The 24,437-nt window shown below is 64.5% G+C and carries 23 protein-coding genes; 13 read left to right on the forward strand and 10 right to left on the reverse strand.

Annotation, left to right across the window (positions count from 1 at the left end; translation table 11 throughout):
- Positions 1 to 18: 18 nt before the first annotated feature.
- On the reverse strand, positions 19 to 1,296 hold the full coding sequence (purD, locus tag NKJ81_RS07905; RefSeq protein WP_352470679.1) for a phosphoribosylamine--glycine ligase: 1,278 nt from the start codon (positions 1,294 to 1,296) through the stop codon (positions 19 to 21).
- Positions 1,297 to 1,452: 156 nt separating this feature from the next.
- Here purD and ubiA point away from each other — a divergent pair, with 156 nt between their 5' ends.
- Positions 1,453 to 2,436, forward strand: a complete 984-nt coding sequence (ubiA, locus tag NKJ81_RS07910; RefSeq protein ID WP_352540157.1) for a 4-hydroxybenzoate octaprenyltransferase — start codon at positions 1,453 to 1,455, stop codon at positions 2,434 to 2,436.
- On the opposite strand, the gene NKJ81_RS07915 is transcribed toward ubiA, so the two are convergent.
- From NKJ81_RS07915 to NKJ81_RS07925, 3 genes are all read right to left on the reverse strand, one after another.
- Positions 2,437 to 3,003, reverse strand: a complete 567-nt coding sequence (locus NKJ81_RS07915) for a DUF6101 family protein (RefSeq protein ID WP_023674094.1) — start codon at positions 3,001 to 3,003, stop codon at positions 2,437 to 2,439.
- 186 nt (positions 3,004 to 3,189) lie between these two features.
- The gene (locus NKJ81_RS07920) at positions 3,190 to 4,620 is read right to left on the reverse strand and encodes an FAD-binding oxidoreductase (RefSeq protein WP_352470680.1); all 1,431 of its coding nucleotides are present in this window, start codon (positions 4,618 to 4,620) and stop codon (positions 3,190 to 3,192) included.
- Positions 4,621 to 4,638: 18 nt separating this feature from the next.
- On the reverse strand, positions 4,639 to 5,619 hold the full coding sequence (locus tag NKJ81_RS07925; protein ID WP_352540112.1) for an L-threonylcarbamoyladenylate synthase: 981 nt from the start codon (positions 5,617 to 5,619) through the stop codon (positions 4,639 to 4,641).
- A gap of 159 nt (positions 5,620 to 5,778) precedes the next feature.
- Between NKJ81_RS07925 and NKJ81_RS07930 the strand changes: the two genes are divergently transcribed.
- A complete protein-coding gene (locus NKJ81_RS07930) occupies positions 5,779 to 6,210 on the forward strand; it encodes a hypothetical protein (RefSeq protein WP_352470682.1) in 432 nt (143 codons plus the stop codon).
- A gap of 29 nt (positions 6,211 to 6,239) precedes the next feature.
- On the opposite strand, the gene glyS is transcribed toward NKJ81_RS07930, so the two are convergent.
- The gene (gene glyS / locus NKJ81_RS07935) at positions 6,240 to 8,858 is read right to left on the reverse strand and encodes a glycine--tRNA ligase subunit beta (protein ID WP_352540113.1); all 2,619 of its coding nucleotides are present in this window, start codon (positions 8,856 to 8,858) and stop codon (positions 6,240 to 6,242) included.
- 261 nt (positions 8,859 to 9,119) lie between these two features.
- Between glyS and NKJ81_RS07940 the strand changes: the two genes are divergently transcribed.
- Entirely contained in the window at positions 9,120 to 9,293 is a 174-nt protein-coding gene (locus tag NKJ81_RS07940) for a hypothetical protein (protein WP_352501982.1), read from the forward strand.
- Here the strand turns inward: NKJ81_RS07940 and NKJ81_RS07950 are convergent.
- The gene (locus NKJ81_RS07950; protein ID WP_502904278.1) at positions 9,290 to 10,327 is read right to left on the reverse strand and encodes a glycine--tRNA ligase subunit alpha; all 1,038 of its coding nucleotides are present in this window, start codon (positions 10,325 to 10,327) and stop codon (positions 9,290 to 9,292) included. The two genes, NKJ81_RS07940 and NKJ81_RS07950, sit on opposite strands and share 4 nt — an antisense overlap.
- Before the next feature lie 270 nt (positions 10,328 to 10,597).
- Positions 10,598 to 12,373, reverse strand: a complete 1,776-nt coding sequence (locus NKJ81_RS07955; RefSeq protein ID WP_352470709.1) for a tetratricopeptide repeat protein — start codon at positions 12,371 to 12,373, stop codon at positions 10,598 to 10,600.
- 334 nt (positions 12,374 to 12,707) lie between these two features.
- Here NKJ81_RS07955 and NKJ81_RS07960 point away from each other — a divergent pair, with 334 nt between their 5' ends.
- From NKJ81_RS07960 to NKJ81_RS07970, 3 genes are all read left to right on the forward strand, one after another.
- Complete coding sequence (locus tag NKJ81_RS07960; RefSeq protein WP_352540114.1) at positions 12,708 to 13,793, forward strand: helix-turn-helix transcriptional regulator; 1,086 nt, start codon at positions 12,708 to 12,710, stop codon at positions 13,791 to 13,793.
- A gap of 405 nt (positions 13,794 to 14,198) precedes the next feature.
- Positions 14,199 to 15,266, forward strand: coding sequence for a YadA-like family protein (locus NKJ81_RS07965; protein WP_352502062.1), 1,068 nt, complete (start codon positions 14,199 to 14,201; stop codon positions 15,264 to 15,266).
- A gap of 10 nt (positions 15,267 to 15,276) precedes the next feature.
- On the forward strand, positions 15,277 to 15,909 hold the full coding sequence (locus NKJ81_RS07970) for a hypothetical protein (protein WP_352540115.1): 633 nt from the start codon (positions 15,277 to 15,279) through the stop codon (positions 15,907 to 15,909).
- Positions 15,910 to 15,928: 19 nt separating this feature from the next.
- On the opposite strand, the gene NKJ81_RS07975 is transcribed toward NKJ81_RS07970, so the two are convergent.
- Entirely contained in the window at positions 15,929 to 16,534 is a 606-nt protein-coding gene (locus NKJ81_RS07975) for a TetR/AcrR family transcriptional regulator (protein WP_352540116.1), read from the reverse strand.
- A 104-nt stretch (positions 16,535 to 16,638) separates the two neighbouring features.
- Here NKJ81_RS07975 and NKJ81_RS07980 point away from each other — a divergent pair, with 104 nt between their 5' ends.
- Positions 16,639 to 18,072, forward strand: a complete 1,434-nt coding sequence (locus NKJ81_RS07980) for an MFS transporter (protein WP_352540117.1) — start codon at positions 16,639 to 16,641, stop codon at positions 18,070 to 18,072.
- Between the two features lie 37 nt (positions 18,073 to 18,109).
- Here NKJ81_RS07980 and NKJ81_RS07985 read toward each other — a convergent pair whose 3' ends face one another.
- Complete coding sequence (locus NKJ81_RS07985; protein WP_352540118.1) at positions 18,110 to 19,126, reverse strand: polyprenyl synthetase family protein; 1,017 nt, start codon at positions 19,124 to 19,126, stop codon at positions 18,110 to 18,112.
- 426 nt (positions 19,127 to 19,552) lie between these two features.
- On the opposite strand from NKJ81_RS07985, the gene NKJ81_RS07990 reads away from it, so the two are divergent.
- From NKJ81_RS07990 to moaB, 6 genes are all read left to right on the forward strand, one after another.
- Entirely contained in the window at positions 19,553 to 19,777 is a 225-nt protein-coding gene (locus tag NKJ81_RS07990) for a putative signal transducing protein (protein ID WP_023674082.1), read from the forward strand.
- Positions 19,777 to 20,577 (forward strand): tRNA1(Val) (adenine(37)-N6)-methyltransferase, encoded by an 801-nt coding sequence (locus NKJ81_RS07995; protein ID WP_352540119.1) that lies wholly within the window; start codon positions 19,777 to 19,779, stop codon positions 20,575 to 20,577. Before NKJ81_RS07990 ends, NKJ81_RS07995 begins: the two co-directional genes overlap by 1 nt.
- A gap of 87 nt (positions 20,578 to 20,664) precedes the next feature.
- Positions 20,665 to 21,522 (forward strand): S49 family peptidase, encoded by an 858-nt coding sequence (locus NKJ81_RS08000; protein WP_352501988.1) that lies wholly within the window; start codon positions 20,665 to 20,667, stop codon positions 21,520 to 21,522.
- Positions 21,523 to 21,603: 81 nt separating this feature from the next.
- The gene (locus tag NKJ81_RS08005; protein WP_352540120.1) at positions 21,604 to 21,789 is read left to right on the forward strand and encodes a hypothetical protein; all 186 of its coding nucleotides are present in this window, start codon (positions 21,604 to 21,606) and stop codon (positions 21,787 to 21,789) included.
- 26 nt (positions 21,790 to 21,815) lie between these two features.
- Complete coding sequence (locus tag NKJ81_RS08010; protein WP_352540158.1) at positions 21,816 to 22,718, forward strand: 4-(cytidine 5'-diphospho)-2-C-methyl-D-erythritol kinase; 903 nt, start codon at positions 21,816 to 21,818, stop codon at positions 22,716 to 22,718.
- On the forward strand, positions 22,705 to 23,247 hold the full coding sequence (gene moaB / locus NKJ81_RS08015; protein ID WP_352540121.1) for a molybdenum cofactor biosynthesis protein B: 543 nt from the start codon (positions 22,705 to 22,707) through the stop codon (positions 23,245 to 23,247). The genes NKJ81_RS08010 and moaB overlap by 14 nt, the downstream gene beginning before the upstream one ends.
- A 30-nt stretch (positions 23,248 to 23,277) precedes the next feature.
- Here moaB and NKJ81_RS08020 read toward each other — a convergent pair whose 3' ends face one another.
- Entirely contained in the window at positions 23,278 to 24,252 is a 975-nt protein-coding gene (locus NKJ81_RS08020) for a phytanoyl-CoA dioxygenase family protein (RefSeq protein WP_352540122.1), read from the reverse strand.
- Positions 24,253 to 24,437 lie beyond the last annotated feature (185 nt).

Raw genomic sequence — 24,437 nt, forward strand, 5'->3', positions numbered from 1 at the left:
CGAAGGCCGCCCGATGCATCAGTTCGACTGCTCGCGCGCCACTGCCAGCCAGCCAATGTCGCGGCGGCAAAAGCCTTGCGGCCAGTCGATCCGGTCGAGCGCGGCGTAGGCCTTCTTCTGCGCCTCGCCGACGGTGCGGCCGGTCGCCGTGATGTTGAGCACGCGACCGCCATTGGCGACGAGTGCGCCGCCGTTTATGGCGGTGCCGGCATGAAATATCTCGACGCCCTCACCTGCCGCCGCCTCGACGCCGCGAATGACCGAGCCCTTTTCCGGCGTGCCGGGATAGCCCCTGGCTGCCATCACCACGGTGAGCGCCGCCTCGTCGCGCCAGCGCACCGAAGTATGCGCCAGCTGGCCGTCAGCGGCTGCGTTGAGCAGGACCAGGAGATCGTCCTTCAGCCGCATCATTAGCACCTGGCATTCCGGGTCGCCGAAACGGGTGTTGTATTCGATCAGCTTCGGCGCGCTGTCAGTGATCATCAGCCCGGCGAACAGCACGCCGGAAAACGGCGCGCCTGTTTCAGCCATGCCGCGCATGGTCGGCTCGACGATCTCGCGCATGGTGCGGTCGATCATCTCCGGCGTCATCACCGGCGCCGGCGAATAGGCGCCCATGCCGCCGGTGTTCGGGCCGGTGTCGCCGTCACTGAGGCGCTTATGGTCCTGCGCGGTGCCGAAGGGCAGCGCGGTGGTGCCGTCGCACAGGCAGAAGAAGCTTGCTTCTTCGCCGACGAGAAACTCCTCGACCACCACTTCCGCGCCGGCCTGGCCGAAGGAGCCGTCAAAACAGGCGTCGAGCGCGGCCAGCGCCTCGTCAAGCGTCATGGCGACGGTGACGCCCTTGCCGGCAGCGAGGCCGTCGGCCTTGATGACGATCGGCGCACCCGTCTTCTCGACATAGGCCCTGGCCGAAGCCAGATCGTCGAAGCGGCCATAGGCGGCGGTCGGGATGCCGTATCTGGCGCAGAGGTCCTTGGTGAAACCTTTCGAGCCTTCCAGCCGTGCCGCTGCCTTTGACGGTCCGAAGACGCGGATGCCCTCGGCGCGCAGGTCGTCGGCAATGCCGGCGACCAGCGGCCCTTCCGGCCCGACCACGACTAGGCCTATTTCATTCTCGAGGCAAAACCGGGCAACCGCCGTGTGATCCGCAATATCGAGCCTCACCAGCTCGGCTTCGCGGCCGATGCCCGGATTGCCGGGCACCGCGTAGAGTTTGGTCAGCAGCGGCGACGCCGCGATCTTCCAGGCAAGCGCATGCTCTCGTCCGCCGGAGCCGATCAGCAAAACACGCATGCCCAGATTCCTTGCCATTTCACGACCAGGACTGCGCTATTGCGCCGCGCGCGACGGGTCAAGACATTTGGCTGCCGAAGCGCCGATTGCGCGTGGCGAGCGTGCGGGGGCTGCTTGACGCTTGACGGCATTCGCCTCTGCTGCCACTCCAGCAAAATGGAAACCGTCCAGTCGAAAGCGGCCCAGGGCCGCGTCGCCGATGCGCCGAGCGGCCACTGGGTCCATCGCGTGCTGCCGCGGCGGTTGTGGCCCTATGCGCAGCTTGCCCGGTGGGACCGGCCGATCGGCTGGCAATTGCTGCTGTGGCCATGCTGGTGGTCGGCTGCGCTTGCCGCGAGCGCCTATCCGCGTCCGACGGACCCGCTGCTCTCGCTGCTGCCGTCGCCGTGGTATCTGCTGCTGTTTTTTCTTGGCGCGTTCGCCATGCGCGGCGCCGGCTGCACCTACAATGATTTGGTCGACGAGGACATCGACAACCAGGTGGAACGCACGCGCTCGCGGCCGCTGCCGGCCGGCAAGGTCACGCGCCGGCAGGCCTGGATGTTTGTTGTCGTGCAGGCACTGGTCGGCCTTGCCGTGCTTTTGCAGTTCAACAGCTTCGCCATCTTGCTCGGCATCGGCTCGCTGGTCATCGTCGCCGTCTACCCGTTCATGAAGCGGTACACCAATTGGCCGCAACTCGTTCTCGGCCTTGCCTTTTCCTGGGGAGCGCTGATGGGATGGGCGGTCGAGTTCGGCGATCTCGATGGGCCGGCAATCATGCTCTATATCGGCTCGATCCTGTGGGTGATCGGCTATGACACGATCTATGCGCATCAGGACAAGGAAGACGACGCCATCGTCGGCGTGCGCTCGACGGCGCGCCTGTTCGGCGACAATACCAAGGTCTGGCTGGCCGGGCTTTATGGCGGAGCGCTGGTCTGCTTCGCCATCGCCTTTGCCTCGGCACAGGCACCGGTGCCTGCACTTGCCGGGCTGATCGCCGCCGGCGCGAATCTGGCGCGGCAGATCGGCGTGCTCGACATCGACGATCCGGACCAGTGCCTGAGGCTGTTCAGATCGAACAACCAGGTCGGCTGGCTGATCTTCCTCGGCCTGATCGGCGGCGCGGTCTGGGTGGCGCTGAAGCCGCTGGTTTAGCTATTCCCGCGAAATAAGCTCTTCGCCGCCGATGACCAGCCTGAGGCCGAGGTCGCCGGCGCGGCGGCGGGCGAGGAAGCGCGGGCGGCGCATGGTCGAGACGCGACCCTTGCGGCGGTCCTGCGCCGGCAGCGCCTTGATGGCGGCGCCGAGCGATTCTTCCAGCGTGCGGGCGATGCCGTCGGCCTCGATCAGCAGCATCGGCAGGCGGTAGGCGTCGGCCCAGGCGCGCCAGTCGGCGGCGACGTCGTCGAGATCGTCGGCGACCAGCAGCGGCACCGACAGCATCGGGTCATTGTGCAGAAGCTCAAGCGTCACTGTGACATTGCCATCCGGATCCTCCATCGCGCGGGCGGCGACGCCGCGAAACGCGTTGGCGGGCAGAGCGATGATCGCCGGCACGCCGCTCATCTCCAGCGTGCGGCGGATAACCGCGCCGCGCTGGTCGATGGTGAAGGTAACGTCGCCATAGTCGTCGCGGGTGGCGTAGCTCACCACCTGCGGCAGGCGGAATGGGTCGAGACGCATATTGCGGCCGGCCCAGACTGGCTTCAGTCCAGTGTTCATATCGTGCCTTTCCTGTTTCTCCTGAGAGCCGGTGTTTCCGGTTCTCCGGGCCGGTTTTCCCAGCCTCGTTTGTGGAGAAACATTAGCGCGGGCTTCTTATCCTCGCGCTTAAGAAAGTCGGTTAAATTTTGCTGATCCGGGGCGGATGGTTATCGGAATGCCAACCGGCGCAGGCCGGCGAAAGGATCAGATAACCTTACCCGGATTCATGATGCCGGCCGGATCGAAGGCGGCCTTCACCCTGCGCATCAGCTCGATCGCCATCGGCGGCGCCGTCGCGATCAATTCGTCCCGCTTCAACTGGCCGATGCCGTGCTCGGCCGAGATCGAGCCATGAAACGCGCGCACGACGTCGTGCACGGCCCTGTTCATGACGTGGTAAAGGCCGAGAAACGCCTCGTCATCGCCGTCGGCCGGCCGGGAGATGTTATAGTGCAGGTTCCCGTCGCCCATGTGGCCGAAGCAGACGACGCGCGCGCCGGGACTGACCGATTGCACGACGACGGCGGCCTTTTCAATGAAGGGCGGGATTGACGCCACCGGCACCGAGATGTCGTGCTTGATCGAGGCACCTTCCGGTTTCTGCGCCTCGGGCAGCACCTCGCGGAAATTCCAGAACGCATCGCCCTGGGCCATGCTTGCCGCGATCACCGCATCGCCGACGATCGCTTGCTCGAGGCCTGCCTCCAGCACCTCCTCGATCAGCGCCCTGGCGTCGCCGGCCGAACGGCCCGACGAGATCTGCATCAGCACATACCACGGCCAATCGCCGGCAAGCGGCCGCACCACGCCTTGTGCGTGGGCAAGCGTGAAGTCGTAGGGCCTCTGGCCGATCAGCTCGAAGGCGGTGAGCGCTGCCCCTGCACGGTCCATCGCCAGGCTGAACAGCGACAATGCCGCCTCCGGCGATGACAGGCCGGCAAACGCCACCTCGCGCCCCTTGGGCTTGGGGAACAGCTTGAGCACGGCGGCGGTGATGATGCCGAGCGTGCCTTCCGCGCCGACGAACAGGTTCTTCAGATCGTAGCCGGTATTGTCCTTTTTCAGCTTGCGCAGATCGTCGAACACTTCACCGGTCGGCAGCACCACTTCGACGCCGAGGCAGAGCTCGCGCGCATTGCCGTAGGCAAGCACGCCGGTGCCGCCGGCGTTGGACGAGAGATTGCCGCCGATCTGGCAGGAGCCTTGCGCGGCAAGCGACAGCGGAAACAGCCGGTCGGCGGCATCGGCCGCTTCCTGCAGCGTCTGCAGGATGACGCCGGTTTCGACCGTCACCGTGTTGGACAGCGTATCGATCTCGCGGATGCGGTTCAGCCGCGACAGCGACAGCACGATCTCGCGGCCGGATGCGTCCGGCACCTGGGCGCCGACCAGCCCGGTGTTGCCGCTTTGCGGCACGATGGGCGTGCCGGTTTCGGTTGCCAGCCGCATGATGCGGCTGACCTCCTCGACGCTCCCCGGCCTCAGCACCAAAGCCGTCCTGCCGTGCCAAAGTCCGCGCCGCTCGGTGAGGAAAGGCGCGATGTCCCGCTGATCGCGCAGCGCATATTTGTCGCCGACGATTGCCGCAAAGCGGGCGACGACGGCGGGGTCGAGATCGGGGGAAATGTCGTTCATGGGTGGAAACTATGGTGCTCAATCCATCTTGTCACGCGGGGCGATCTTGTCACGCGGGGCGGCGGCGCGCGAAAGCCGGTCATTGATCGCCTCGCCCAGCCCGTCGAACGGGATCGGCTCGACGGCGATGGTTTTGGCGCGACTGCTATCGAGATCCTGCAGATGAGCGAAGAGATTGCTTGCCGCCTCGCGCAGGTCGCCGGTCTCCGACAAATTGCGCAGTGCGGCTGCGTCGCGCCAGCCTTCGGCACGGCGGCGGCCGAAGGCCAGCAAGGCTTCGCCCGGTGCGACCTCCGCAGCATTGAGCCGCACCGCCGCACCTGGCGCATAGTGCGAGGCAAGCATGCCAGGTGCCTCGATGACCGAAGCGCCGCGCAGCAACTTTGACCCGGCCACTGCTTCGATCTCTTCGGCGGCAATGCCGCCCGGCCGCAGCAGCCGCAGCTTTCCAGCTTCGACCTTGACAATGGTCGATTCCAGCCCGACCGGCGTCGCGCCGCCATCGACCACAAGCTTGATCCGGGGACCGAGATCGGCGGCCACGGCCTCGGCCGTCGTGGCGCTGATCCTGCCCGAGGAATTGGCGCTTGGCGCCGCCAGCGCGCGGCCGAACCTGGCGATCAGCTCGCCGCCAAAGCCTTTCGGCATGCGCAGCGCGATCGTTTCCAGACCGGCGGTGACCAGCGGATGAATGCCGCTGCCGGGCCGTTGCGGCAGCACCAGCGTCAGCGGCCCCGGCCAGAATGCCTGCGCCAATCTTTCCGACAGCGGATCGAACAGCGCGATGCGCTCGGCCATCGCCGGGTCGGCTATATGGGCGATCAGCGGGTTGAAGCGAGGGCGGCCCTTGACTTCGAAGATGCGGGCCACGGCAACGCCATTGGTCGCGTCGCCGGCCAGCCCATAGACGGTCTCGGTCGGGATGGCGACGACGTCGCCGCTCTCGAGCAGCGCCAACGCCCTTTCCATCGCCTCGCCGACGGCACGAATTTCAGCCACTGTCGTCACCTCACGGATGCGGGTGCCTAATACGCTGACGCCGACGGAGCAAGTCCGGGCGTAGGCGAATCGCAAATCACTAAAATGCTCCGTTTCCCCGCAAGCCGGCATCAACTGCCCTCGGCTACGGTGCCGTCTTGTTGGGCAAGGGGAATTATCATGCTTTCGATGCGTATCCTTGGAGCGCTTGGTCTGGCGTTTATGGCCGGCACGGCACAGGCCTCGTCGCTCGTTTTTCTCGGGCAAACGACGGCGACGCCTTCGGTTGTAAGTGCCGGCGCGCTCGAACGGGCAAAAACACCGTCGATCGTCGCGCTCGGCGAGAAGTTGCCTGACGTCAATGAAAACGTCACCGATGAAAAGGTCGCGGCGATCCCGAGCCAGCCGAGTCATGGCTTCGACGGAAGCCCGATGATCATTCGCGGCGGTATCGTCGGCGATGCCTTTGCAACGCCGGCGCCCAAGGTCGCGCCGGCCATCGCTGCCGCGCCCGCCGCGGACAGCAAAGCCGACCCAAAGGTCGCCAGCAAAACCCCTGAACCGGCTGCGCAGCAGCCTGCCCCGCTAGCAGCTCCCGACCAGCCGAAATAGCGCCACAAGCGATGATTTTTTTCCGGACGTCAGCCGGCTATCTTGGAGAAATCCGCGACCCGGTCGGTCGCCGCGCGGATGCGGGCGAGCAATGCCAGGCGATTGGCGCGCACCGCCTGGTCCTCATCGTTTACGAGGACTTTCTCAAAGAATGAATCAACCGGCTCGCGCAACACGCTAAGCGCCAGCATGGCGGCGGAAAAGTCTTCGTTTTGAATTGCTTCGCCGGCTTGCCTCTCGGCCTGATTGACCGCGGCGTACAAGGTTTTTTCGGCGCCCTCCCGGAACAGCGCCGGCTCAACACGGTCGGCGATCGTCGTGTTCTTCTTCTCCTCGGCAGCCACGATGTTGGCAGCGCGCTTGGTGCCGGCAAGCAGGTTCCTGCCGTCCTCGCTGTCGAGGAAGGAGCCAAGCGCTTCGACGCGGCGGACGATTTGCAGGAGGTCGTCGTTGGACGATTGGCCGATCTCCCCCCTAGAGGGGGAGATGCCCGGCAGGGCAGAGGGGGGCGCGACAGAATGAGAGGCTGGCGGGACAGCGCCCCCCTCTGTCGGCTGCGCCGACATCTCCCCCTCTAGGGGGGAGATTGGGCGCGAGCCCGCCGCCAGTACGGCGTCGATCAGATCGTGCCGCGCGCCCTGGTCGCGCAGATAGACTTTCAGGCGGTCGTGGAAGAAGGCGAGGAGGTCGCGGGCGCGATCAATCTCCCAATCCTGAGGCGGTACATCGGCGTCGCTAAACATCAGTTGAGAGGCGCGTTCGGATAGGCTGGTCAGTTGGCTCAACAAGCCTTTTCCGGACAGTTCTTCCATTGCTCGCATGGGTGCAAGCCGAGCCTCGGCTTTGCCGGCCTCCTTTTGAAGCAGTTGCGCCATTAGATGACGCCCTGAACGGATAAACTGCATAGCAATCTCCAATCGGACCTCATTCTCGACCAAGATTCTGATCACTCCCAGTGCTGCACGACGCAGCGCATAGGGATCTTTCGATCCGGTCGGCTTTTCATCGATCGCCCAGAACCCGACCAGCGTATCCAGCTTGTCGGCAAGCGCCACCGCCACCGACACCAGATCGGTCGGCACGCGATCGGACGGTCCCTGCGGCTTGTAGTGCTCCTCGATCGCGGCGGCGACGGAGGGGTGCTCGCCCTGCAGCAGCGCGTATTTGCGGCCCATGGCGCCTTGCAGTTCCGGGAACTCGCCAACCACTTCGGTGGTGAGGTCGGCCTTGGCGAGGACGGCAGCGCGGCGCGCCAGCGCGGTAATCTCCCCCCTCGAGGGGGAGATGTCACCGAAGGCGACAGAGGGGGTCATCTCGCGTGGAGCGCCAACTTCCTCTTGCTTCGAAACGTCAGGTCGCGTCGCGCCAGCCGAGGCGACCCCCTCTGGCCTGCCGGCCATCTCCCCCTCAAGGGGGGAGATTGAACTCGCCACGAGCGGCGCCAATTCTTCGGCCAACCTGGCAATCCGCTCCACCCGCTCGCCTTGCGTGCCGAGCTTGGCATGAAACGTTACATTGAGGTGGTCGAGGCGGGCCATGCGCTGGTCGAGCGGTTTTTTTAGATCAAGCCCGAACTTTTCCGCCGATGCCTGCAGCTGGTCGAGATCCGGCAGGTCGCCCTGGTCGGTTCTCCAGAAATAGAGCGCGTCGGACAGGCGCGCGCGCACCACCTTGCCATTGCCGTGGGCGATCTCCTTGCCGCCGTCCTTGGCCTCGATGTTGGCAGTCAGGATGAAGCGGTTGGAGAGCTCTTCGCCCGCGCCGTGCGGCCGTGTCACAAAACACTTCTGGTTGGCGCGGATGGTGAGCCGGATCACCTCGGCCGGAATGGCGAGAAAATCCTGTTCGAATTCGCCCATCAGCACGACAGGCCATTCGACCAGGCCCGACACTTCCTCCAGCAGCCCCTCGTCCTCGACGAGATCGAGCCCGCTGGCGAAAGCAAGATTCCTGGCATCGGCAAGGATGATCTCCTTGCGCCTGTCGGCATCGAGCACGACCTTGGCCGTCTCAAGCCTGGCGACATAATCGTCGAAGCGGCGCACCGTGATGGCGCCAGGCGCATGGAAACGGTGGCCGTAAGTGATATTGCCGGAGCGGATGCCGTCGATCTCGAAATCGACGACCACCGGCTCCTCGGTTTCGGGGCCCAAGGTGCACAGGATCGATTGCAATGGCCGCACCCAGCGCAGCGAGCCGGGCTTGGCCGAAGCCGGCCCCCAGCGCATCGATTTCGGCCAGGGGAAGTTGCGGATGATGCCCGGCACCAGCTCGGCGATGATCTGCTCCGCCGGCCTGCCCGGCCTGGAAATATGGGCGACGTAGAAGTCGCCCTTCTTCGGATCGGAATGAACATGCGCCTCGGCAATCGAGGCAAGGCCGGCCTTGCGCAGAAAACCCTGCACCGCCGGCTCGGTCGCCTTGGTCGAGGGCCCCTTGATCTCCTCGCTGATGTCCTTCGAGCGGGCGGTCAGGCCGCGAATGTCGAGCGTCAACCGGCGCGGCGTCCAATATTCGCGCGCCGCCTCATAGGTCAGCCCGGCGTCGACCAGCCCGTCGGTCAAAAGCTTCCTGAGATCGCCGGCAGCCTTGCGCTGCATGCGGGCGGGAATCTCTTCCGAACGGAGTTCTAAAAGCAGGTCGGGCATCGAAGGAACTCATGGACAAAAATAGCCGCCGCTTCGCGGCGACCTCCCCCATCGAGGGGGAGGTAAGCGGGGGCATAGCAACTCGGCTGGCCGCTGTCACCCTTCCCCGCTCGATCGGGACATCTAACGGCATTTCCGAAAAAATTCAGCCGCCTGTCGGACACGCGCCGGTCCGCCCGTCCTTGGATCAAAGATTTCCCTGAACCGAACGCAGCGCTGAAGCGACCAACGCTCAGGCAGAGAGCTATTGGCTGAACGACCATGAGAACGGCATCGACATTCCTGCAGATCCTCGCGCTCAGCGCCTGCTTCACGGCGCAAGTTCATGGCACGTTCTCGATGCCCGGCGTCAGGCAAGCGCTGCGGACAATAGCCGGTGCAAGCGGCCAAGGCACGTTGCCAATCAGCGCCCCTGCCGAAACCGCCTGGAGCTAAGCCGCCAAGCCGCCCGCCTGCGTCAGCAGAAACGCCTCGCCGCAGGCCTTGGCCAGATTGCGCACCCGCAAAATATAACTCTGGCGCTCGGTGACCGAAATCACGCCGCGTGCGTCGAGCAGATTGAAGACGTGGCTGGCCTTGATGCACTGGTCGTAGGCGGGGAATACAAGGCGGTGGTATCCCTCCCCCTTGAGGGGACCAGACAAAGTCTGGCCGGGAGGGGTCGCCCGCGTAGTGCTCGACGCCTGACCTGCAGTGCCTTCTGAGGTGACCCCCTCTGCCCGCTTCGCGGGCATCTCCCCCTCAAGGGGGGAGACAGGCGCGCCGGCTTCGAGCAGCGCCTTGCACTCGGCTTCGGCGTCCTCGAAATGCCTGAGCAGCATTGCGGTGTTGGCAAATTCGAAATTATGGCGCGAATATTCCTGCTCGGCCTGCAGGAAGACGTCGCCATAGGTCACCTTGTCGGCGCCTTCGCGGCCGTTGAAGTTGAGGTCGTAGACATTGTCGACGCCCTGCACATACATGGCCAGCCGTTCCAGCCCGTAAGTGAGCTCGCCCGCCACCGGGGCGCATTCGATGCCGCAGACCTGCTGGAAATAGGTGAACTGCGACACCTCCATGCCGTCGCACCAGCACTCCCAGCCCAGCCCCCAGGCGCCCAGCGTCGGGCTTTCCCAGTCGTCCTCGACGAAGCGGATGTCATGCAGCAGCGGATCGATTCCGATCGCGGCCAGCGAGCCGAGATAAAGCTCCTGCAGATTGGGCGGATTGGGCTTCAGGATCACCTGGTATTGGTAATAGTGCTGCAGCCGGTTCGGGTTCTCGCCATAGCGGCCGTCCTTGGGGCGGCGCGAGGGCTGGACATAGGCCGCATTCCAGCGTTTTGGGCCGAGCGCGCGCAATGTCGTTGCCGGATGGAAGGTGCCGGCGCCGACTTCCATATCGTAAGGCTGGAGGACGACGCAGCCATAGTCCGCCCAATAATTATGCAAGGTCAGGATCAGCCCCTGGAACGAGCGGCTGGGGTGCATGTGGGCAGGAATGGTCACGGCGGCCTCGGCGGGAAAGGCGGGATGCCGGCACGTCCTAGATGCCTGGCCAGCAAGCGTCAAGGCAGAGGGGGTCAGGCCTTTGAAGGTGTTCCCTTCTCCCCTTCTTGTGGGAGAAGGTGGCCGAGCGAAGCTCGGTCGGATGAGGGGTGCTCCAGCTTGGCACCGACGGCAATCCGTCCGACACCCCTCAACCGTCTCGGCGCTGCGCGCCGATCCACCTTCTCCCACAAGGGGAGAAGGAAAGAAGGGTCACCCCTTAGGGGCGGGCGCCGGCAAGGGCTTTACGTTCGGGGTTTCCTGCGCCGTGTTGGATTCGATCGGCGGCAGGCCTTTCATCAGCTTTTGCTGCAAGGCGGCAAGCACATCCGGGTCCGGCTTCAGGTCGCGGGCCTGGTTCCACTGGAAGGTGGCTTCCAGCTTGCGGCCGACGCGCCAGTAAGCGTCGCCGAGGTGATCGTTGAGCACCGGATCCTCCGGCTTCAACGAAACGGCGCGTTCCATTTCGCGCACTGCATCGTCGAACTGGCCAAGGCGGTAATAGGCCCAGCCCAGCGAATCGACGATGTAGCCGTCGCTCGGCCTCAGGTCGACGGCCTTCTGGATCATCGCGAGGCCTTCCTTGAGGTTCATGTTCTTGTCGACCCAGGAATAGCCGAGATAGTTCAGAACCTGCGGCTGGTCGGGGTAGAGCTCCAGCGCCTTGCGGAAATTCGGCTCGGCCTTCGGCCATTCCTTCAGCCGCTCATAGGCGATGCCGCGCTGGTAGAAGATGTTCCAGTTGGCGGCGGTCGGCGTCTTCAGCACCTCGACCGCCTTGTCGTAAAGATTGGCGGCGGAGCGGAAATCCTCCTTCGAGGAATAGACGCCGCCGAGCGCCAGATAGGCGCGCATGTCGTCTGGATGCGCATCGACGATGGCCTTGAGGTGAGTGATCGCCTCGTCGTTGCGGTCGAGATCGGCAAGGTTGAGGCCAAGCTGCAGGTCCGAAAGCTGCTTCAGCGGCGAGCCGGCGGGAATGCGGCGATAGAGCGCGATGGCGCCCTCGCCGTCTTTCAACTGCTCGGCAACGGCGGCAAGCTGAACGAGCGCCGCGTCGTTGTCGGGCCGCAGCGCCAGGGCATATTGCAGATAAAGCCGCACGAACGGCTCGCCGCCGCCGCGGTTGAGCGCGGTGGCGAGATCGAGCAGGATTTCCGAGGCGCCGTCCGACGGACCGGCAACGAAGGGCTCGATCTTTTCGCCCTTGTTGATCTTGTCGCGAAGGGCTGCAATCTCGACCTTGCCGGGCGCAAACGCCTCGGCCTTGTCGAGCACCGACAGCGCCTTGGCCTTGTCGCCTTTGCGGGCGAGGAAAGAGGCGTAGGCCTGCGCGTTGCGCATCCATGTTTCGGGGGCCGCACCGCCGGCGGCCGTGTCCTGCACGGTGGCGGTGTAGAGCGCATCCGCCCTGTCGGGCAGGCCGGAGGCGTCGGCAATCAAGGCGCGGTGGAAGGACTTGAACAGGCTGAACCAGTCGGGGCCTTGCAGCTTGTCGATGGAAGCCATGGCCTCGCCGGCGTCACCCGCACCCTGCTTGGCCCAGCCGGTCATGACGCCGGAGATCAGCCGGTCGAGATCGGATTCGAGCGACAGCTTGAGCCAGTATTCGGCCTTGGAGAAATCCTTCTTGTGGAAGGAATCGATGGCCAGCGCCAGGCGCGAGAAGCGCTCGACATCGGGAACCGCCTTGAGCTTGTCGGCATAGACCAGGGATTCGTCGAAGCGCCCCTGCGCGATCAGCGACAGCATCAGGCTCTGCTGCAGTCCCGTATCGTTCGGATCGAACGCAAGCGCCTGCTTGTAATAGGAAATGGCGCTGTCGAGGTCGTTGTCGCCGTCGGCAATCCTGGCGGCAAGATAGGCCCCCGAGAAGGATGTGATCCTGACCGGCTCGGCGGTCTGTTTGGCATGCGCCGGCAAAGCCGAGATCGCCATGCCCGTCGCGATTGCCAGCCCCGTCAGCCAGCGCGCATATCCTTGCCGCATCATATCCCTTTCAGCCAAACGCCATCTCCGCGTCAGCGGGATCGCCGTAGACTCGATCTTTACAGGTAAAGCATGGCCTTTTTGGGGTCGTGCTTCAACCCGGCCCGAATTCACAATCGGGTCAAGCAATTAATAAACCATGCCGAAAGGGCCTGAACTGCGACTCTTGACCGCGTGGCGTCCGCTTTGGCGCTGCCTGCACGGCGCTATTTCCCGACGCCGTAAGCGATCCATAATCGCCAGCGGTTGAAAGCTTCCGCCATGCAACTTTGCGTGGCAGGATGTGCCCTCAGTTCTTGCCTCGCCAGCCGTCAGGGGGGTGCCGATGCTGGAAATGCCGCGAAACGAAGAAGCCTTCGCCATCGTCGACCGTATCTACGAAGCCGCATTCGCAGCCGAGCTGTGGCCGGATGCTTTGGAGGCGACCAGCGCGGTCTCGCGCTCGGCAAGCGGCGCGATCTTCATGATCAGCGATCATTCGCCGCTTCGCGCCATCGGCGAGGCGCGGGCCGAACCCTTGATCGACGCTTTCATGGCCGATTGGAAATTTTCCGAAAGCGTACAGCGCATGTGCAGCACCCAGCCGGCAAGCTTTGTGCGGGTCGACGACTTCATGACCGGCGATGAGATCGAGCGGGACCCGATCTACGCATGGGCAAGAAATTTCGGCGTCGGATCGCCCGTCTGCACGTCGATTCCCATGCCGAGCGGAGAGCTGGTGCTGTTCGTCTTCCAGCGCTGGCTGAAGGACGGCAAGTACGATCAAGCGGCGATCGACCTGCTGAACGGACTGCGTCCGCATCTGGCGCGGGCCGGCCTTGTCGCCGGGCGGCTCGGTCTGGAGCGGGCCAGGACCGCCGTGTCCATTCTGAGCGAGATCGAGCTGCCGGCGGCAGTCATGAGCGGATCGGGCCGCGTGCTGACGGTCAACCGCCTGCTGGAAGATATGAAGGACGTGTTCATCCCCCAGGCCGGCGGCGGCATGGTGCTTGCGGACCTGTCTGCAAACGCGCTTTTCCAGCAAGCCATCATGCACAACGACGACCATCGCGTTGTGCGGTCCATCCCTGTCCCAGCCGTCGAGGGGCGGCCTGCGCTGATCGTTCACCTTTTGCCGTTGCGCCGTGCCGCACATGACATCTTTTCGGGCGCGGATATCCTTGTCGCGGCAACCGCCGTCAGCATCAGCGCGACGGTGCCGTCGCCCAATATCCTTTCGGGCCTGTTCGACTTGACGCCGGCGGAAGCCCGGCTCGCCGTCGTGCTTGCCTCAGGCCGTTCCGTACAGGAAGCCGCCCTCGAAATCGGCATCGCCGTCAAATCGGCCCGTACTTATCTCGAGCGAATTTTTCGGAAAACCGGAACCAGTCGCCAAAGCCAGCTCGTGGCGCTGCTGACGAGCGCGCGGCCGTTTTCGTGATTTCGGTCAGTCAACCGGCCCGACGTTGCAAGATTGCAACAGCCAGGACTGAAAACGCTGCAAGAACAGGGGGAATGCCGCGAAGTGTAGGCATTTGCCGACTGTCCGGCCGTTGCCGGCTTCATGCATGGTCCATCTCATCGGGAGCTTTGCGATCGGCCGGCGCCGTTCTGGAAAGAAGGGGATAATTCGATGAAGAGCCGTGTTGTAGAAGGCTTTGAGTGGTCGGCTGCATTGGGGGCTGCCGGCATCCTGATGTCGTCCCGCGTGCCGGTTCGCGGGGCCGGAGCTTTGGTGATAGCCGCGGCAGCCGGCCTGGTGGCCCTCGCGCCGACTCCGGCGGCTGCGTTTGTGTGTGAAGATATAAATTATGGCGCAGATGGCGCCGGGGCTTCGCCCACCGGTATGGCATGCGGAACTATCGCCCAAGCTGCGGGCGGATCCTCGACGGCGGTCGGCGGTAGAGCCGTTTCTGATGGAGACCTCAGTACCGCTCTTGGCGATGATGCGTGGGCCGGGGGAATCTCGGGTCCCATCAACCATAACAATGCAAGCACGACGGCTATCGGCGCCCGTGCTCAGGCTGGTGCGGGAGGCCCTAACCAGGCCAACGCTACCGCTCTTGGCGCCTCGGCCAAGGCGAATGCGGTGAATGCCACCGCCCTCGGCACCGGTGCGACGGCCAATTTTGCCGATTCAGTCGCCGTAGGCCAAGGTGTGACCACGACACGCGCCAATCAGGTGGCTATCGGCAACAGCAGCGCCACCTACACTCTGTCGGGCATCAACAGCGCAGCCAGCAGGGAGGCCCAGAGCGGACCGAAATACCTGGTGACGTCCGACGCCGCGGGCAATCTGGCGACCGCTTCCGTGAACATCGACGAACTCGAAGGACTGGCCGACGACGTTGCAGCCCATACCACCCAGATCGCCTCGCTCAACACCACGGTAAGCAGCCACACGATGCAGCTTGCCGATCACGAGACGCGCATTGTCAACAACACCAACCAGATCAACGCGCTCAACACGACGGTCGGCAATCATACGATCCAGCTTGCCGATCACGAGGCGCGTATCACCAACAATACCAACACGCTCAACCTGCACACCGCGCAGATTTTCAGCCTCGACAGTCGCACCACGATCAACGAGGCTAACATCGCCCTGCTCGACGGCCGCGTCAGCGCGCTGGAGGGCGGGTTGCAGAACCTTGGCGAGCAGGTCAGCGAAAACCGCTCGGAAGCCCGCGCCGGAACGGCGCTTGCGCTGGCGACGGCGGGATTGCGTTACGACGACAGGCCCGGCAAATTGTCGCTGGCTGGCGGCTTTGGCCATTTCAAGGGCCAGTCGGGCCTGGCGCTCGGCCTTGGCTATAGCACGAGCCTGGATTTCCGCCTCAACGCCGCCGTGTCGGCCTCCACCAACCGTGGCGATGTCGGCGTCAGCGTCGGCGCATCGTGGACACTCAACTGATGCAGCGGGCATGACCTCAATCTTGCCGGGATCGGTGCGGCCGACGGGCAGAATGTTGCTGGCCGCCTTGGTGCTGACGGCAGCCGTTCCGCAGCTTGTCCAGCCTGCCCTGGCGCAAACGTCGAAAATCCAGAAATCGGCCAAGCCCCAGGCGCCGAAGCCGGCCAATATCGAGCGCAACGGCGTGCTGATCCTGGTGCGCGGCTCGCTGCTGGCGCTCGACCATGCCAACAAGACGGGGAATTACACGGTGCTGCGCGATCTCGGCGCGCCGGGCTTCCAGACCAACAATGCGGCCAAGCTTGCCGAGATCTTCGCCAGCCACCGCAATGACGGCATCGACCTCGGCGGCGTCGCGGTGCTGGAGCCGCAATTGACGCTGCTGCCGCAGATCGAGTCCAACGGCATGTTGCATATGGCCGGTTTCTTTCCCTCGGTGCCGATGCAGGTCAATTTCGAGCTGTTGTTTGCGCCGGTCGAACGGCAATGGAAGGTGTTCGGCATCTCGGTCGCGCTCAGCAAGGCCGGCCCCGAAGCGCCGGCGACGGAGCCGCAACCGCCAAAGCCTGTCGCCACCGAAATACCCGACCCGCCGACGCCGGCGGTCAATCCCAGAAGGGCCGCCGAACAAGCCGGCAAGTGAGGCATCACGGCCCTGAAACTCAGGACGTTTGCGAAAGGCTTGCGTCAAGCGCCTGCATGGCGACGGTGACAAGATCGTGCAGCTGCTTTTTCGGCACGCCGTCGCGTGCCTGCACCGAAAGGCCGTGCAGCAGCGTGGCGTAATAATCCCCCAACGTCTCGGCGTCGGTGTCCGGCTTCAATTCGCCATCGCGCACCGCCTGCTTCAACCGCTCGACGATCGATGCGGTACGCGCCAGCCGATGCTCCGCCAGCCATTGCAGCACGGCGTCATTTTCGACGGCGCAATTGGTCGCGGCCGTCACCACCATGCAGCCCTGCGGCTGCCCCGGCCGCGTATAGATTTCGACGGCGTCGCGAAGCATGCGCTCGATGACGCGCCGGACATTTGGTTCTTCCTGCAGTGCGCGTGTGGCGAAGCCGCCCTCATTGGCCTCGTAAAGTGCCACCGCTTCGCGAAACAGATCCTCCTTCGAGCCGAAGGCGGCATAGATGCGCGCCGATGCGAGACCAAGCGCCGATACGAGATCGGCCATCGAGGTGCCCTCGTAGCCGCGTCTCCAGAAAGCGTCGCGGGCTTTCTCCAGCGCCTGGTCGCGGTCGAACTCCCTTGGCCTTCCCGCCATGGCGGTCTCCAATTTTTGTTGATCAACAAATAATCCGCTTGACTTCGGATTGCAAATCTCAATTCTTTGTCGATCATTAAATAATTGTCGACAAGGAGACCGGCATGAGTTCACTGGATCAAGGCGCGCCGCTCGGGGCGATAACGCAGGGAGCAAGCAGGGCGAAACATGGCGCAACGCTGGCGCTGCTCGCCTTCGCGCAGCTCATCATCTCGCTCGACCTCAACATAGTCTTCGTGGCGTTGCCGGAGATCGGCGCCGGCCTCGGATTTTCAGGCCAGACCCTGCAGTGGGTGGTCAGCGCCTACACCGTCTTCACCGGCGGCTTCCTGCTGTTCGGCGGCCGGGCCGCCGACCTGATCGGCCAGCGCCGCGTCTTCATCTTCGCGCTCTGGCTCTACGCGCTCTCATCTCTGGTCGGCGGCCTCGCCTGGTCGCCGGAAATCATCATCGCGGCCCGCGCCGTGCAAGGCATCGGCGCCGCGTTCCTGTTTCCTGCGACGTTGTCGCTGATCAACCGCCTGTTCGCCGAGGGACCGGAACGCAACCGGGCGCTCGCCGTCTGGGGCGGCGCGGGCGCCAGCGGCCTGACGCTCGGTTCGCTTGCCGGCGGGTTTCTGACCAGCGCCTTCGGCTGGCCGTCGGTCTTCTACGTCAACGTGCTGTTGGCCGGGATCGCCATCATCGCGGCTTTCGCCATCATCCCGCGCGATCGCAAGCGGCACGAGCAGTGCAGCTTCGATCTGCCGGGCGCGCTGACCGTCACCGCCGGCGCGACGCTGCTTGTCTTCACCCTGGTTCAGGGGCCCGAATATGGCTGGGGCTCTGGCGCAATCATCGTCAGCGCAGCACTGGCGGCATTTTTCCTGATCGCCTTCACCGTGATCGAGGCCAACAGCGCCGACCCGCTGATGCCGCTGCGCCTGTTCCACAACCGCAGCCTCGTCGCCGGCATGACGATAACCTTCCTCTACATGGCTACTTTCGGCGCGCTGCCCTACTTCCTCACCGTGCTGCTGCAGAACGTGCACGGCTTCACTGCCTTGCAGACGGGCCTCGCCTTTCTCGTGCCGTCGGTCGCCATCGCCACCGGCACCCAACTCGGCGAGCGTCTGGCAACGCGCTTTTCGACGCGCAGCACCCTGGTCGGCGGCATGATCGTCGGCGCGGTCGGCACAGCATTGATGGTATCAGGCGCGACTGCCGACAGCAGCTATCTGCCCCTCGTACCCGGCCTGATCGTCTCCGGCGTCGGACAAGGCATCGTCTGGACCGCAATGTGGATTGCCGCCGCTTCCGGCGTTGCCCATGACCAGCAAGGCGTCGCCTCGGGGATGGCTTCGACGACGCTCAATGTCGGCAACGCCATCGGCATGGCCGTGCTGATTGCGATTGCGAACAGCCAAATCGGCGAATTGTCCGGCGATGCGTTGAAAATTGCCGTCGCCGACGGCATCCAGGTTGCCTTCCGGCTCGCGGCGGCGGGCATCGTCGTCAGTTTGCTGGCAGCAATAGTGCTTCCGGCAAAGGCTCGATGAGAACAGGCGGCGTCCCGGCCTCGCGCCGCGACGCCTGTCAATTCACCCGGCTGATGCAGAAATCGATGACGTCGATCAGTGCAGACTTCTGCGGCGTCGCCTCGAGCGGCGCCAGCGCGTCGCGGGCTATCTCGCCGAAATGGCGGGCGCGCCCGATGGTGTCGGCAATCGCCCCGTGGCGGAGCATCAGGCCGATGGCCTTTTCCAGCCCGGCATCGTCGGCGGCATTGTCCTCGATGGCGCGTTTCCAGAAGCTGCGCTCGGCCTTGGTGCCGCGCCGATAGGCGAGGATCACCGGCAGCGTCACCTTGCCCTCGCGGAAATCGTCGCCGACATTCTTGCCGAGATCCTTGCTGGTGCCGCCGTAATCCAGCGCGTCATCGATCAGCTGGAAGGCAAGGCCGAGATTCATGCCGTAGGAGCGAAGTGCTGCGCGATCATTGCGCGTCGCCTGGGCGATGACCGGGCCGACCTCGGCGGCAGCGGAGAACAGCGCCGCGGTCTTGGCCTTGATCACCGCGAAATGCTCGTCCTCGGTGGTCTCGAGGTTTTTGGCGGCGGCAAGCTGCATCACCTCGCCTTCGGCGATGATCGAAGCAGCGCTCGACAGGATATCGAGCGCTTCAAGCGAGCCGACATCGACCATCATCCGGAACGCCTGGCCGAGCAGGAAATCGCCGACCAGAACACTGGCCTGGTTGCCCCAGATCATGCGCGCCGTCTTCTTGCCGCGCCGCATGCCGCTTTCGTCGACGACGTCGTCGTGGAGAAGTGTCGCGGTATGCATGAATTCGACCGATGTGGCGAGCTTGACATGGCCGTCGCCGGAATAGCCGAACATCTGAGCGGCGGCGAGCGTCAGCATCGGCCGCAGCCGTTTGCCGCCCGACGAGATCAGATGGTTGGCAATCTCCGGGATCATCTCGACATCGGAGCCGGCCTTCGACAGGATCAATTTGTTGACGCGCCCCATGTCGGCCGCGGTCAGGTCGATGAGGTCCTTTATCGAGGCGGCTTCGCGCTTCCCGTTTTCAATGTTGAGAACGACACCCACGGCAAAACTCCCAACCTCGATATGCACGACGGCAACATGGTCCCTGAACAGACTCTAGGGTGTCACCCACTGCTGCGGCAAGAGGCGAATTGGCGCGCCGGCTCTGGTACATGATCACGCCTACGTTTACATCAACGCCGCAAACTGCGAGTTTAGGGCCATGATCTATCGATATGATCGAAATGGTGTGAGGCCATCCGTCCGGATACGCGGAGCGAAGGCGCAGGAAGTCATTCGGCTTTCAAGTCCTTCGCGACAAAGTAGCCGGGCAGATGGACCACATCCTCCGGACGCCGAAACGGCTGCAAGCTGCGTCGTCGAACCGCTCGGCCGGGGGAAAGACCCCGACCTTCACGCTTCTCCTCGCATCTTCTTGCCGTTTCAGGCGCCATTTCGACCATATCGATAGATCATGGCCCTAATCCGATGATAGAGCTCATCCGCACCAACGACGCCGTCATCATTTCGTTTGTCGAATCGCTCATGCGCGATGCCGGCATCGGCTGTTTCGTCGCCGACCAGAACATGAGCGTCCTCGACGGCTCGATCGGCATCCTGCCCCGCCGTGTCATGGTGGACGCCGACAAGGCCGATGCGGCGCGGCGCATCCTGACGGATGCCGGCATCGCCAACGAGATCCGCCAAAAATAATGTCCGCGTCGCCCGCTGCCCTTGTCCCGGACATGCCGGCTCATACGGTCGATGCCTTCCATCGCGGTCGCTTCTGGCTGGTGCAGCCGAGAAAGGCGGGCCACCGCGCCGGCATGGATGCGATGATGCTGGCGGCTGCCGTGCCGTCCTCCTTCGCCGGGCGGCTTGCCGATTTTGGCGCGGGCGCTGGTGCGGCCGGCCTGGCGGTCCTGTCGCGCTGCCCCGGTGCCGCGGCCGTGCTCGTCGAGCGTTCCCCGGAAATGGCGGCCTTCGCCACCACCACGCTTGCCCACCCCGGCAATGCGCATCTCAGCGACCGCGCCTCGGTGCTCGTCGCCGATGTCGCGCTGTCGGGCCGGGCGCGAACGGCCGCCGGACTTGAGGACAACAGCTTCGATTTCGTCATCATGAACCCGCCGTTCAATGCCGCCGAGGATCGCGCGACGCCCGATCCGCTGAGAAAGGCCGCGCATGTCTCGGAGGACGGGCTTTTCGACGGCTGGATCCGCAGCGCAGCCGCGGTGGTCAGGCCGGGCGGCGGGCTGGCCGTCATCGCCCGGCCGGAACAGCTCGGCGCCATCCTCGATGCCATTGCCGGCCGCTTCGGCGATGCCGAGATGCTGGCCGTCCATCCTCGCCCCGAAGCGGCGGCGATCCGCATCGTCGTCCGGGCAGCACTCGGCGCACGCGGCAAACTGTCGATCCAGCCACCGCTGATGCTGCATGCCTATTCAGGCAATGGCCCTTCGGAGCGGGCAGAGCTGATCAATAACGGGCTGGCGTCGCTTTTCGGAGACTGATCCATTCTGATTGCCGGGGTGACGGCATTGCCGTTGGCCGGCGAATTCCTACATGCCTCAAGCAAATCGACCGGAGACCGCCCCCTCGTGAAACGCCTTTTCAACCGCCTGCTGCCGAAATCCTGGCGCTCCGCCGTCGTCACCATTCCGGTCATCCGGCTGCACGGCACGATCATGCCCGGCGGCGGCCAGTTCCGGCCGAGCCTGTCGCTCGCTTCCACCGCCGGCCTTCTCGAAAAGCTGTTTTCCTTCGACGCGCCTGCGGTCGCCATCTCGATCAACTCGCCAGGCGGCTCGCCGGTGCAGTCGCGGCTGATCTTCAGGCGCATCCGCGACCTGGCGAGCGAGAAGAACAAGAAGGTCCTGGTTTTCGTCGAGGACGTGGCGGCATCGGGCGGCTACATGATCGCGGTCGCCGGCGACGAGATCTTTGCCGACCCGTCCTCCATCGTCGGCTCGATCGGCGTGGTGTCGGCCTCGTTCGGCTTTCCGGAGCTGTTGAAGAAGATCGGCATCGAGCGCCGCGTCCACACCGCCGGCCAGAACAAAGCGGTGCTCGACCCGTTCAAGCCGGAAAAGAAGGAGGACGTCGAGCGCCTGAAGGCGCTGCAGCTCGAGGTCCACGAGACCTTCATCGACCTCGTCAAGGACAGGCGCGGCAGCAAGCTCAAGGACGATCCCGACCTGTTCACCGGCCTGTTCTGGACGGCCAAGAAGGGGCTTGAACTCGGACTGGTCGATGCGCTCGGCGACATGCGCAGCGTGCTGAAGAGCCGTTTCGGGCCGAAAACCCAGCTCAAGCTGATCACCGCGCCGCGCGGCCTGTTCGGCCGCTTCGGCCTGTTCGGCTCGAGCTTTTCGGCGCCCGATATCGCCGCCGCCGCGGCAAGCGGCGTCATCGATGCGGCGGAAGAGCGCGCGCTGTGGGCGCGCTTCGGGCTTTGAAAAGCCGGTGAAAGCGTCTAGCATAAATCATCAACCGACCCGACCGGCGGCCTTGCCGGCCTTGCGAGGGAGGAGTTTGACATGCCGCAGATCATTTTCTTCGCCGTCGTCGGCATTGCCGCCTATTTCGGCTACCGCTCCTTCGTCAGGGAAGCCGAGCGTGTGACCGCCAAGGTGCGGCGTACCGAAAGGCAGGCCGCCAACGGTACAATGGGAACATTGGTCAAGGACCCGAAGACCGGCGAATACCGTCTGGCCAAGGATTGACCGTCGTCCCCCTCGCGGCCGAGCCAGTGAACGCCGAGGCCGGCATCCGGGTGTCGCATGCGCACGCCAAGATAAATCTCGCGCTGCACGTCACCGGCCAGCGCGCCGACGGCTATCACACGATCGAAAGCCTGGCTGTGTTCACGCGCTTCGGCGACCGCATCGAAACGGAACTTGCCGACAGCGATGGGTTTTCCATGTCCGGCAAATACGCCTCCGCGGTGCCGGTCGACGACAATAATCTGGTGGTGAGAGCGCGCGATGCACTGCGGCGCGAGGCCGGTCCCCAGCACGCACCGGCTGTCGCCATCAGGCTCGAAAAGAACCTGCCGGTCGCGTCCGGTGTCGGCGGCGGGTCGAGCGATGCGGCGGCTGTGCTGCGCGCCCTGGTCCAGACCTGGAGCCTCGACATCGGCGATGCCGAACTGGCGCGGATCGGTCTGTCGCTCGGCGCCGACGTGCCGATGTGCCTCGCAGCCAAGCCGCTGATAGCCCGCGGCATCGGCGACGAGCTGACGCTCGTGCCGGGTTTCCCGGCGCTGGGTCTGGTGCTCGTCAATCCCGGCACTGCCGTCTCGACGGCCGACGTGTTCGAAGCGCTTGGCCGCCGCGACAATGCGGGACTGCCGCCGCTGCCGCGCAACCTCGACTTCCACAGCATCCGCAACTGGCTGGAGATCACCCGCAATGATCTCGAGCCTGCGGCGCGCGCAATCCAGCCCGCGATCGGCAAGGCGCTTTCCGTGCTCAACAAGGCCGGAGCCGGTTTTGCCAGGATGTCCGGCTCCGGCGCCACCTGCTTCGGGCTGTTCGAGACCGGCAATGTGGCCAAGCGCGCGGCCGTCGATATTCGCAGCCGCCATCCCGACTGGTTTGTCGCGGCGACGCGAAGCGTGACATCGGAGGTTGATGCCCATGGCCAGGATTGACGAGAGCCGCCCCTTCGTTCCCGTGCACATCGCGGTACTGACCGTTTCCGATACGCGCAGCCTCGCCGACGACAAATCCGGGCAGACGCTGGCCGACCGCATTGCCGAGGCCGGCCATGTCCTGGCCGCCCGCGACATCGTCACCGACGACCGCGACAAGATCCGCGACAAGGTCCTGGGCTGGTCAAGGGACGAAGCGATTGATGTCGTCATCACCACCGGCGGCACCGGCTTCACCGGCCGCGACGTGACGCCGGAAGCGCTGGAGCCGATCTTCGAAAAGCGCATGGACGGCTTTTCCGAAGTGTTCCACCGCATCTCCTACGACAAGATCGGCACTTCGACGATCCAGAGCCGGGCAACCGGCGGCGTCGTCAATGCCACCTTCGTCTTCGTGCTGCCGGGCTCGCCCGGCGCCTGCAAGGACGCCTGGGACGGCATCTTGAAGCCGCAGCTCGACTATCGGCACATGCCCTGCAACTTCGTCGAGATCATGCCGCGGCTGGACGAGCATTTGCGGCGCGGCTGAGAACCGAGGTATCAGCCAAGCGACGTCGGTTTAGCGAATGACCGGCTCGCCGTGAAAACGCCGGCGCGACGGCGGCGAGACGCCGAAGCCGACTTCCATCATCAGCCGCGGCGTGCGCGTCGGCACGGTGCCCATATGGAAGCCGAACGGATCCTCGACAAAGCCGAGGCCGGCCGGCCCGGTCAGCGTGACCGGGCTCTGCTCGCCGTAGACGCCCAGCACCTCTTCCGCCGAATGGCCTACCAGCAGCGTCAGCTGATGCTTCAGGATGCGGCGGTTGTGGGAGCCGCGGACATAGACATGCGGCCCAGTGTCGGCGTCGACCGGCACCAGGTAGAAAAAGAATTTCAGCATGCGCCAGTCGTCGAGGTCGAAATGGTATTTGCCGAGCGAGGCCATGTTCTTGTCGGCGTCCGAGACGCCACCGGTCGGAAAGCTCCACCAGACGCGGGTGGTGATCAGCTTGGCCTGGCTGCCGAGATAGTGCGCTGCGATATCGAGAAGCAGCGGATCCCGCTGCACGGCGACCGCAGCGTTGCAGTCGAGGACCCGTTCGAAATAGTGACCGCTGAGCAGCGGGCGGCCGAAATGCTTTTCGGCATCGGCGTGTTTTTCGGGCAGGAATTCCAGCCGGCGGTCGAAATTGCCGAAGCATGGCGTGCGCTCGGCGAAGCGGGCGATCTCGTCATGGATGGCGGCCGGCAGCATCAGGCCCGAATAGAGCCCCTCCGTCCGCAGCGCGCCGACGACGGCATCGCGATCGACGCCGGCGAACATCGTTTCACCGACATTGCGCGCCGGCGGAACCGGCTTCGCACCGCGCCAGTGCAGGCGCCGCGCCGGCATGGTGCGGGCCAGCATGAACATCGGCAGCCATGCCGGATTCTCGCGAAGGTCGGAAAGATAGGTCGGGATGCGGGCGGCGATGCGGCGCAGCGTGCCGCCGTTTCGTGCGATCGCCTCGAGGCTTGCGGCGCCGGACTTGTCAGGGCTTGAAAGGGTCATCGGGGTCCTCAAAATATCGAGGGAACAGCATCGACGACAGTCGTCGTCACCGCTCCGGCACACCCCAAACCCATTCGCCCGTATCGCTGGAAATGGTAACCCCCGGCCAGATTTTGTGCAATGCACAATAAACGACGACCCGCCAGAAAATTTGTCTGGGCGGAGTTCCCGTAACCGGGACGGTA

The sequence above is a fragment of the Mesorhizobium sp. M0018 genome (assembly GCF_040323955.1).
In the GTDB taxonomy this organism is placed as follows: domain Bacteria; phylum Pseudomonadota; class Alphaproteobacteria; order Rhizobiales; family Rhizobiaceae; genus Mesorhizobium.

Excerpts from the sequence above, each read along its gene's own strand:
- purD (WP_352470679.1), bottom strand. The coding sequence starts at position 1,296 with ATGCGTGTTTTGCTGATCGGCTCCGGCGGACGAGAGCATGCGCTTGCC.
- ubiA (WP_352540157.1), top strand. The coding sequence starts at position 1,453 with ATGGAAACCGTCCAGTCGAAAGCGGCCCAGGGCCGCGTCGCCGATGCG.
- NKJ81_RS07915 (WP_023674094.1), bottom strand. The coding sequence starts at position 3,003 with ATGAACACTGGACTGAAGCCAGTCTGGGCCGGCCGCAATATGCGTCTC.
- NKJ81_RS07920 (WP_352470680.1), bottom strand. The coding sequence starts at position 4,620 with ATGAACGACATTTCCCCCGATCTCGACCCCGCCGTCGTCGCCCGCTTT.
- NKJ81_RS07930 (WP_352470682.1), top strand. The coding sequence starts at position 5,779 with ATGCTTTCGATGCGTATCCTTGGAGCGCTTGGTCTGGCGTTTATGGCC.
- glyS (WP_352540113.1), bottom strand. The coding sequence starts at position 8,858 with ATGCCCGACCTGCTTTTAGAACTCCGTTCGGAAGAGATTCCCGCCCGC.
- NKJ81_RS07940 (WP_352501982.1), top strand. The coding sequence starts at position 9,120 with ATGAGAACGGCATCGACATTCCTGCAGATCCTCGCGCTCAGCGCCTGC.
- NKJ81_RS07950 (WP_502904278.1), bottom strand. The coding sequence starts at position 10,327 with ATGCACCCCAGCCGCTCGTTCCAGGGGCTGATCCTGACCTTGCATAAT.
- NKJ81_RS07955 (WP_352470709.1), bottom strand. The coding sequence starts at position 12,373 with ATGCGGCAAGGATATGCGCGCTGGCTGACGGGGCTGGCAATCGCGACG.
- NKJ81_RS07960 (WP_352540114.1), top strand. The coding sequence starts at position 12,708 with ATGCCGCGAAACGAAGAAGCCTTCGCCATCGTCGACCGTATCTACGAA.
- NKJ81_RS07965 (WP_352502062.1), top strand. The coding sequence starts at position 14,199 with ATGGCATGCGGAACTATCGCCCAAGCTGCGGGCGGATCCTCGACGGCG.
- NKJ81_RS07970 (WP_352540115.1), top strand. The coding sequence starts at position 15,277 with ATGACCTCAATCTTGCCGGGATCGGTGCGGCCGACGGGCAGAATGTTG.
- NKJ81_RS07975 (WP_352540116.1), bottom strand. The coding sequence starts at position 16,534 with ATGGCGGGAAGGCCAAGGGAGTTCGACCGCGACCAGGCGCTGGAGAAA.
- NKJ81_RS07980 (WP_352540117.1), top strand. The coding sequence starts at position 16,639 with ATGAGTTCACTGGATCAAGGCGCGCCGCTCGGGGCGATAACGCAGGGA.
- NKJ81_RS07990 (WP_023674082.1), top strand. The coding sequence starts at position 19,553 with ATGATAGAGCTCATCCGCACCAACGACGCCGTCATCATTTCGTTTGTC.
- NKJ81_RS07995 (WP_352540119.1), top strand. The coding sequence starts at position 19,777 with ATGTCCGCGTCGCCCGCTGCCCTTGTCCCGGACATGCCGGCTCATACG.
- NKJ81_RS08005 (WP_352540120.1), top strand. The coding sequence starts at position 21,604 with ATGCCGCAGATCATTTTCTTCGCCGTCGTCGGCATTGCCGCCTATTTC.
- moaB (WP_352540121.1), top strand. The coding sequence starts at position 22,705 with ATGGCCAGGATTGACGAGAGCCGCCCCTTCGTTCCCGTGCACATCGCG.
- NKJ81_RS08020 (WP_352540122.1), bottom strand. The coding sequence starts at position 24,252 with ATGACCCTTTCAAGCCCTGACAAGTCCGGCGCCGCAAGCCTCGAGGCG.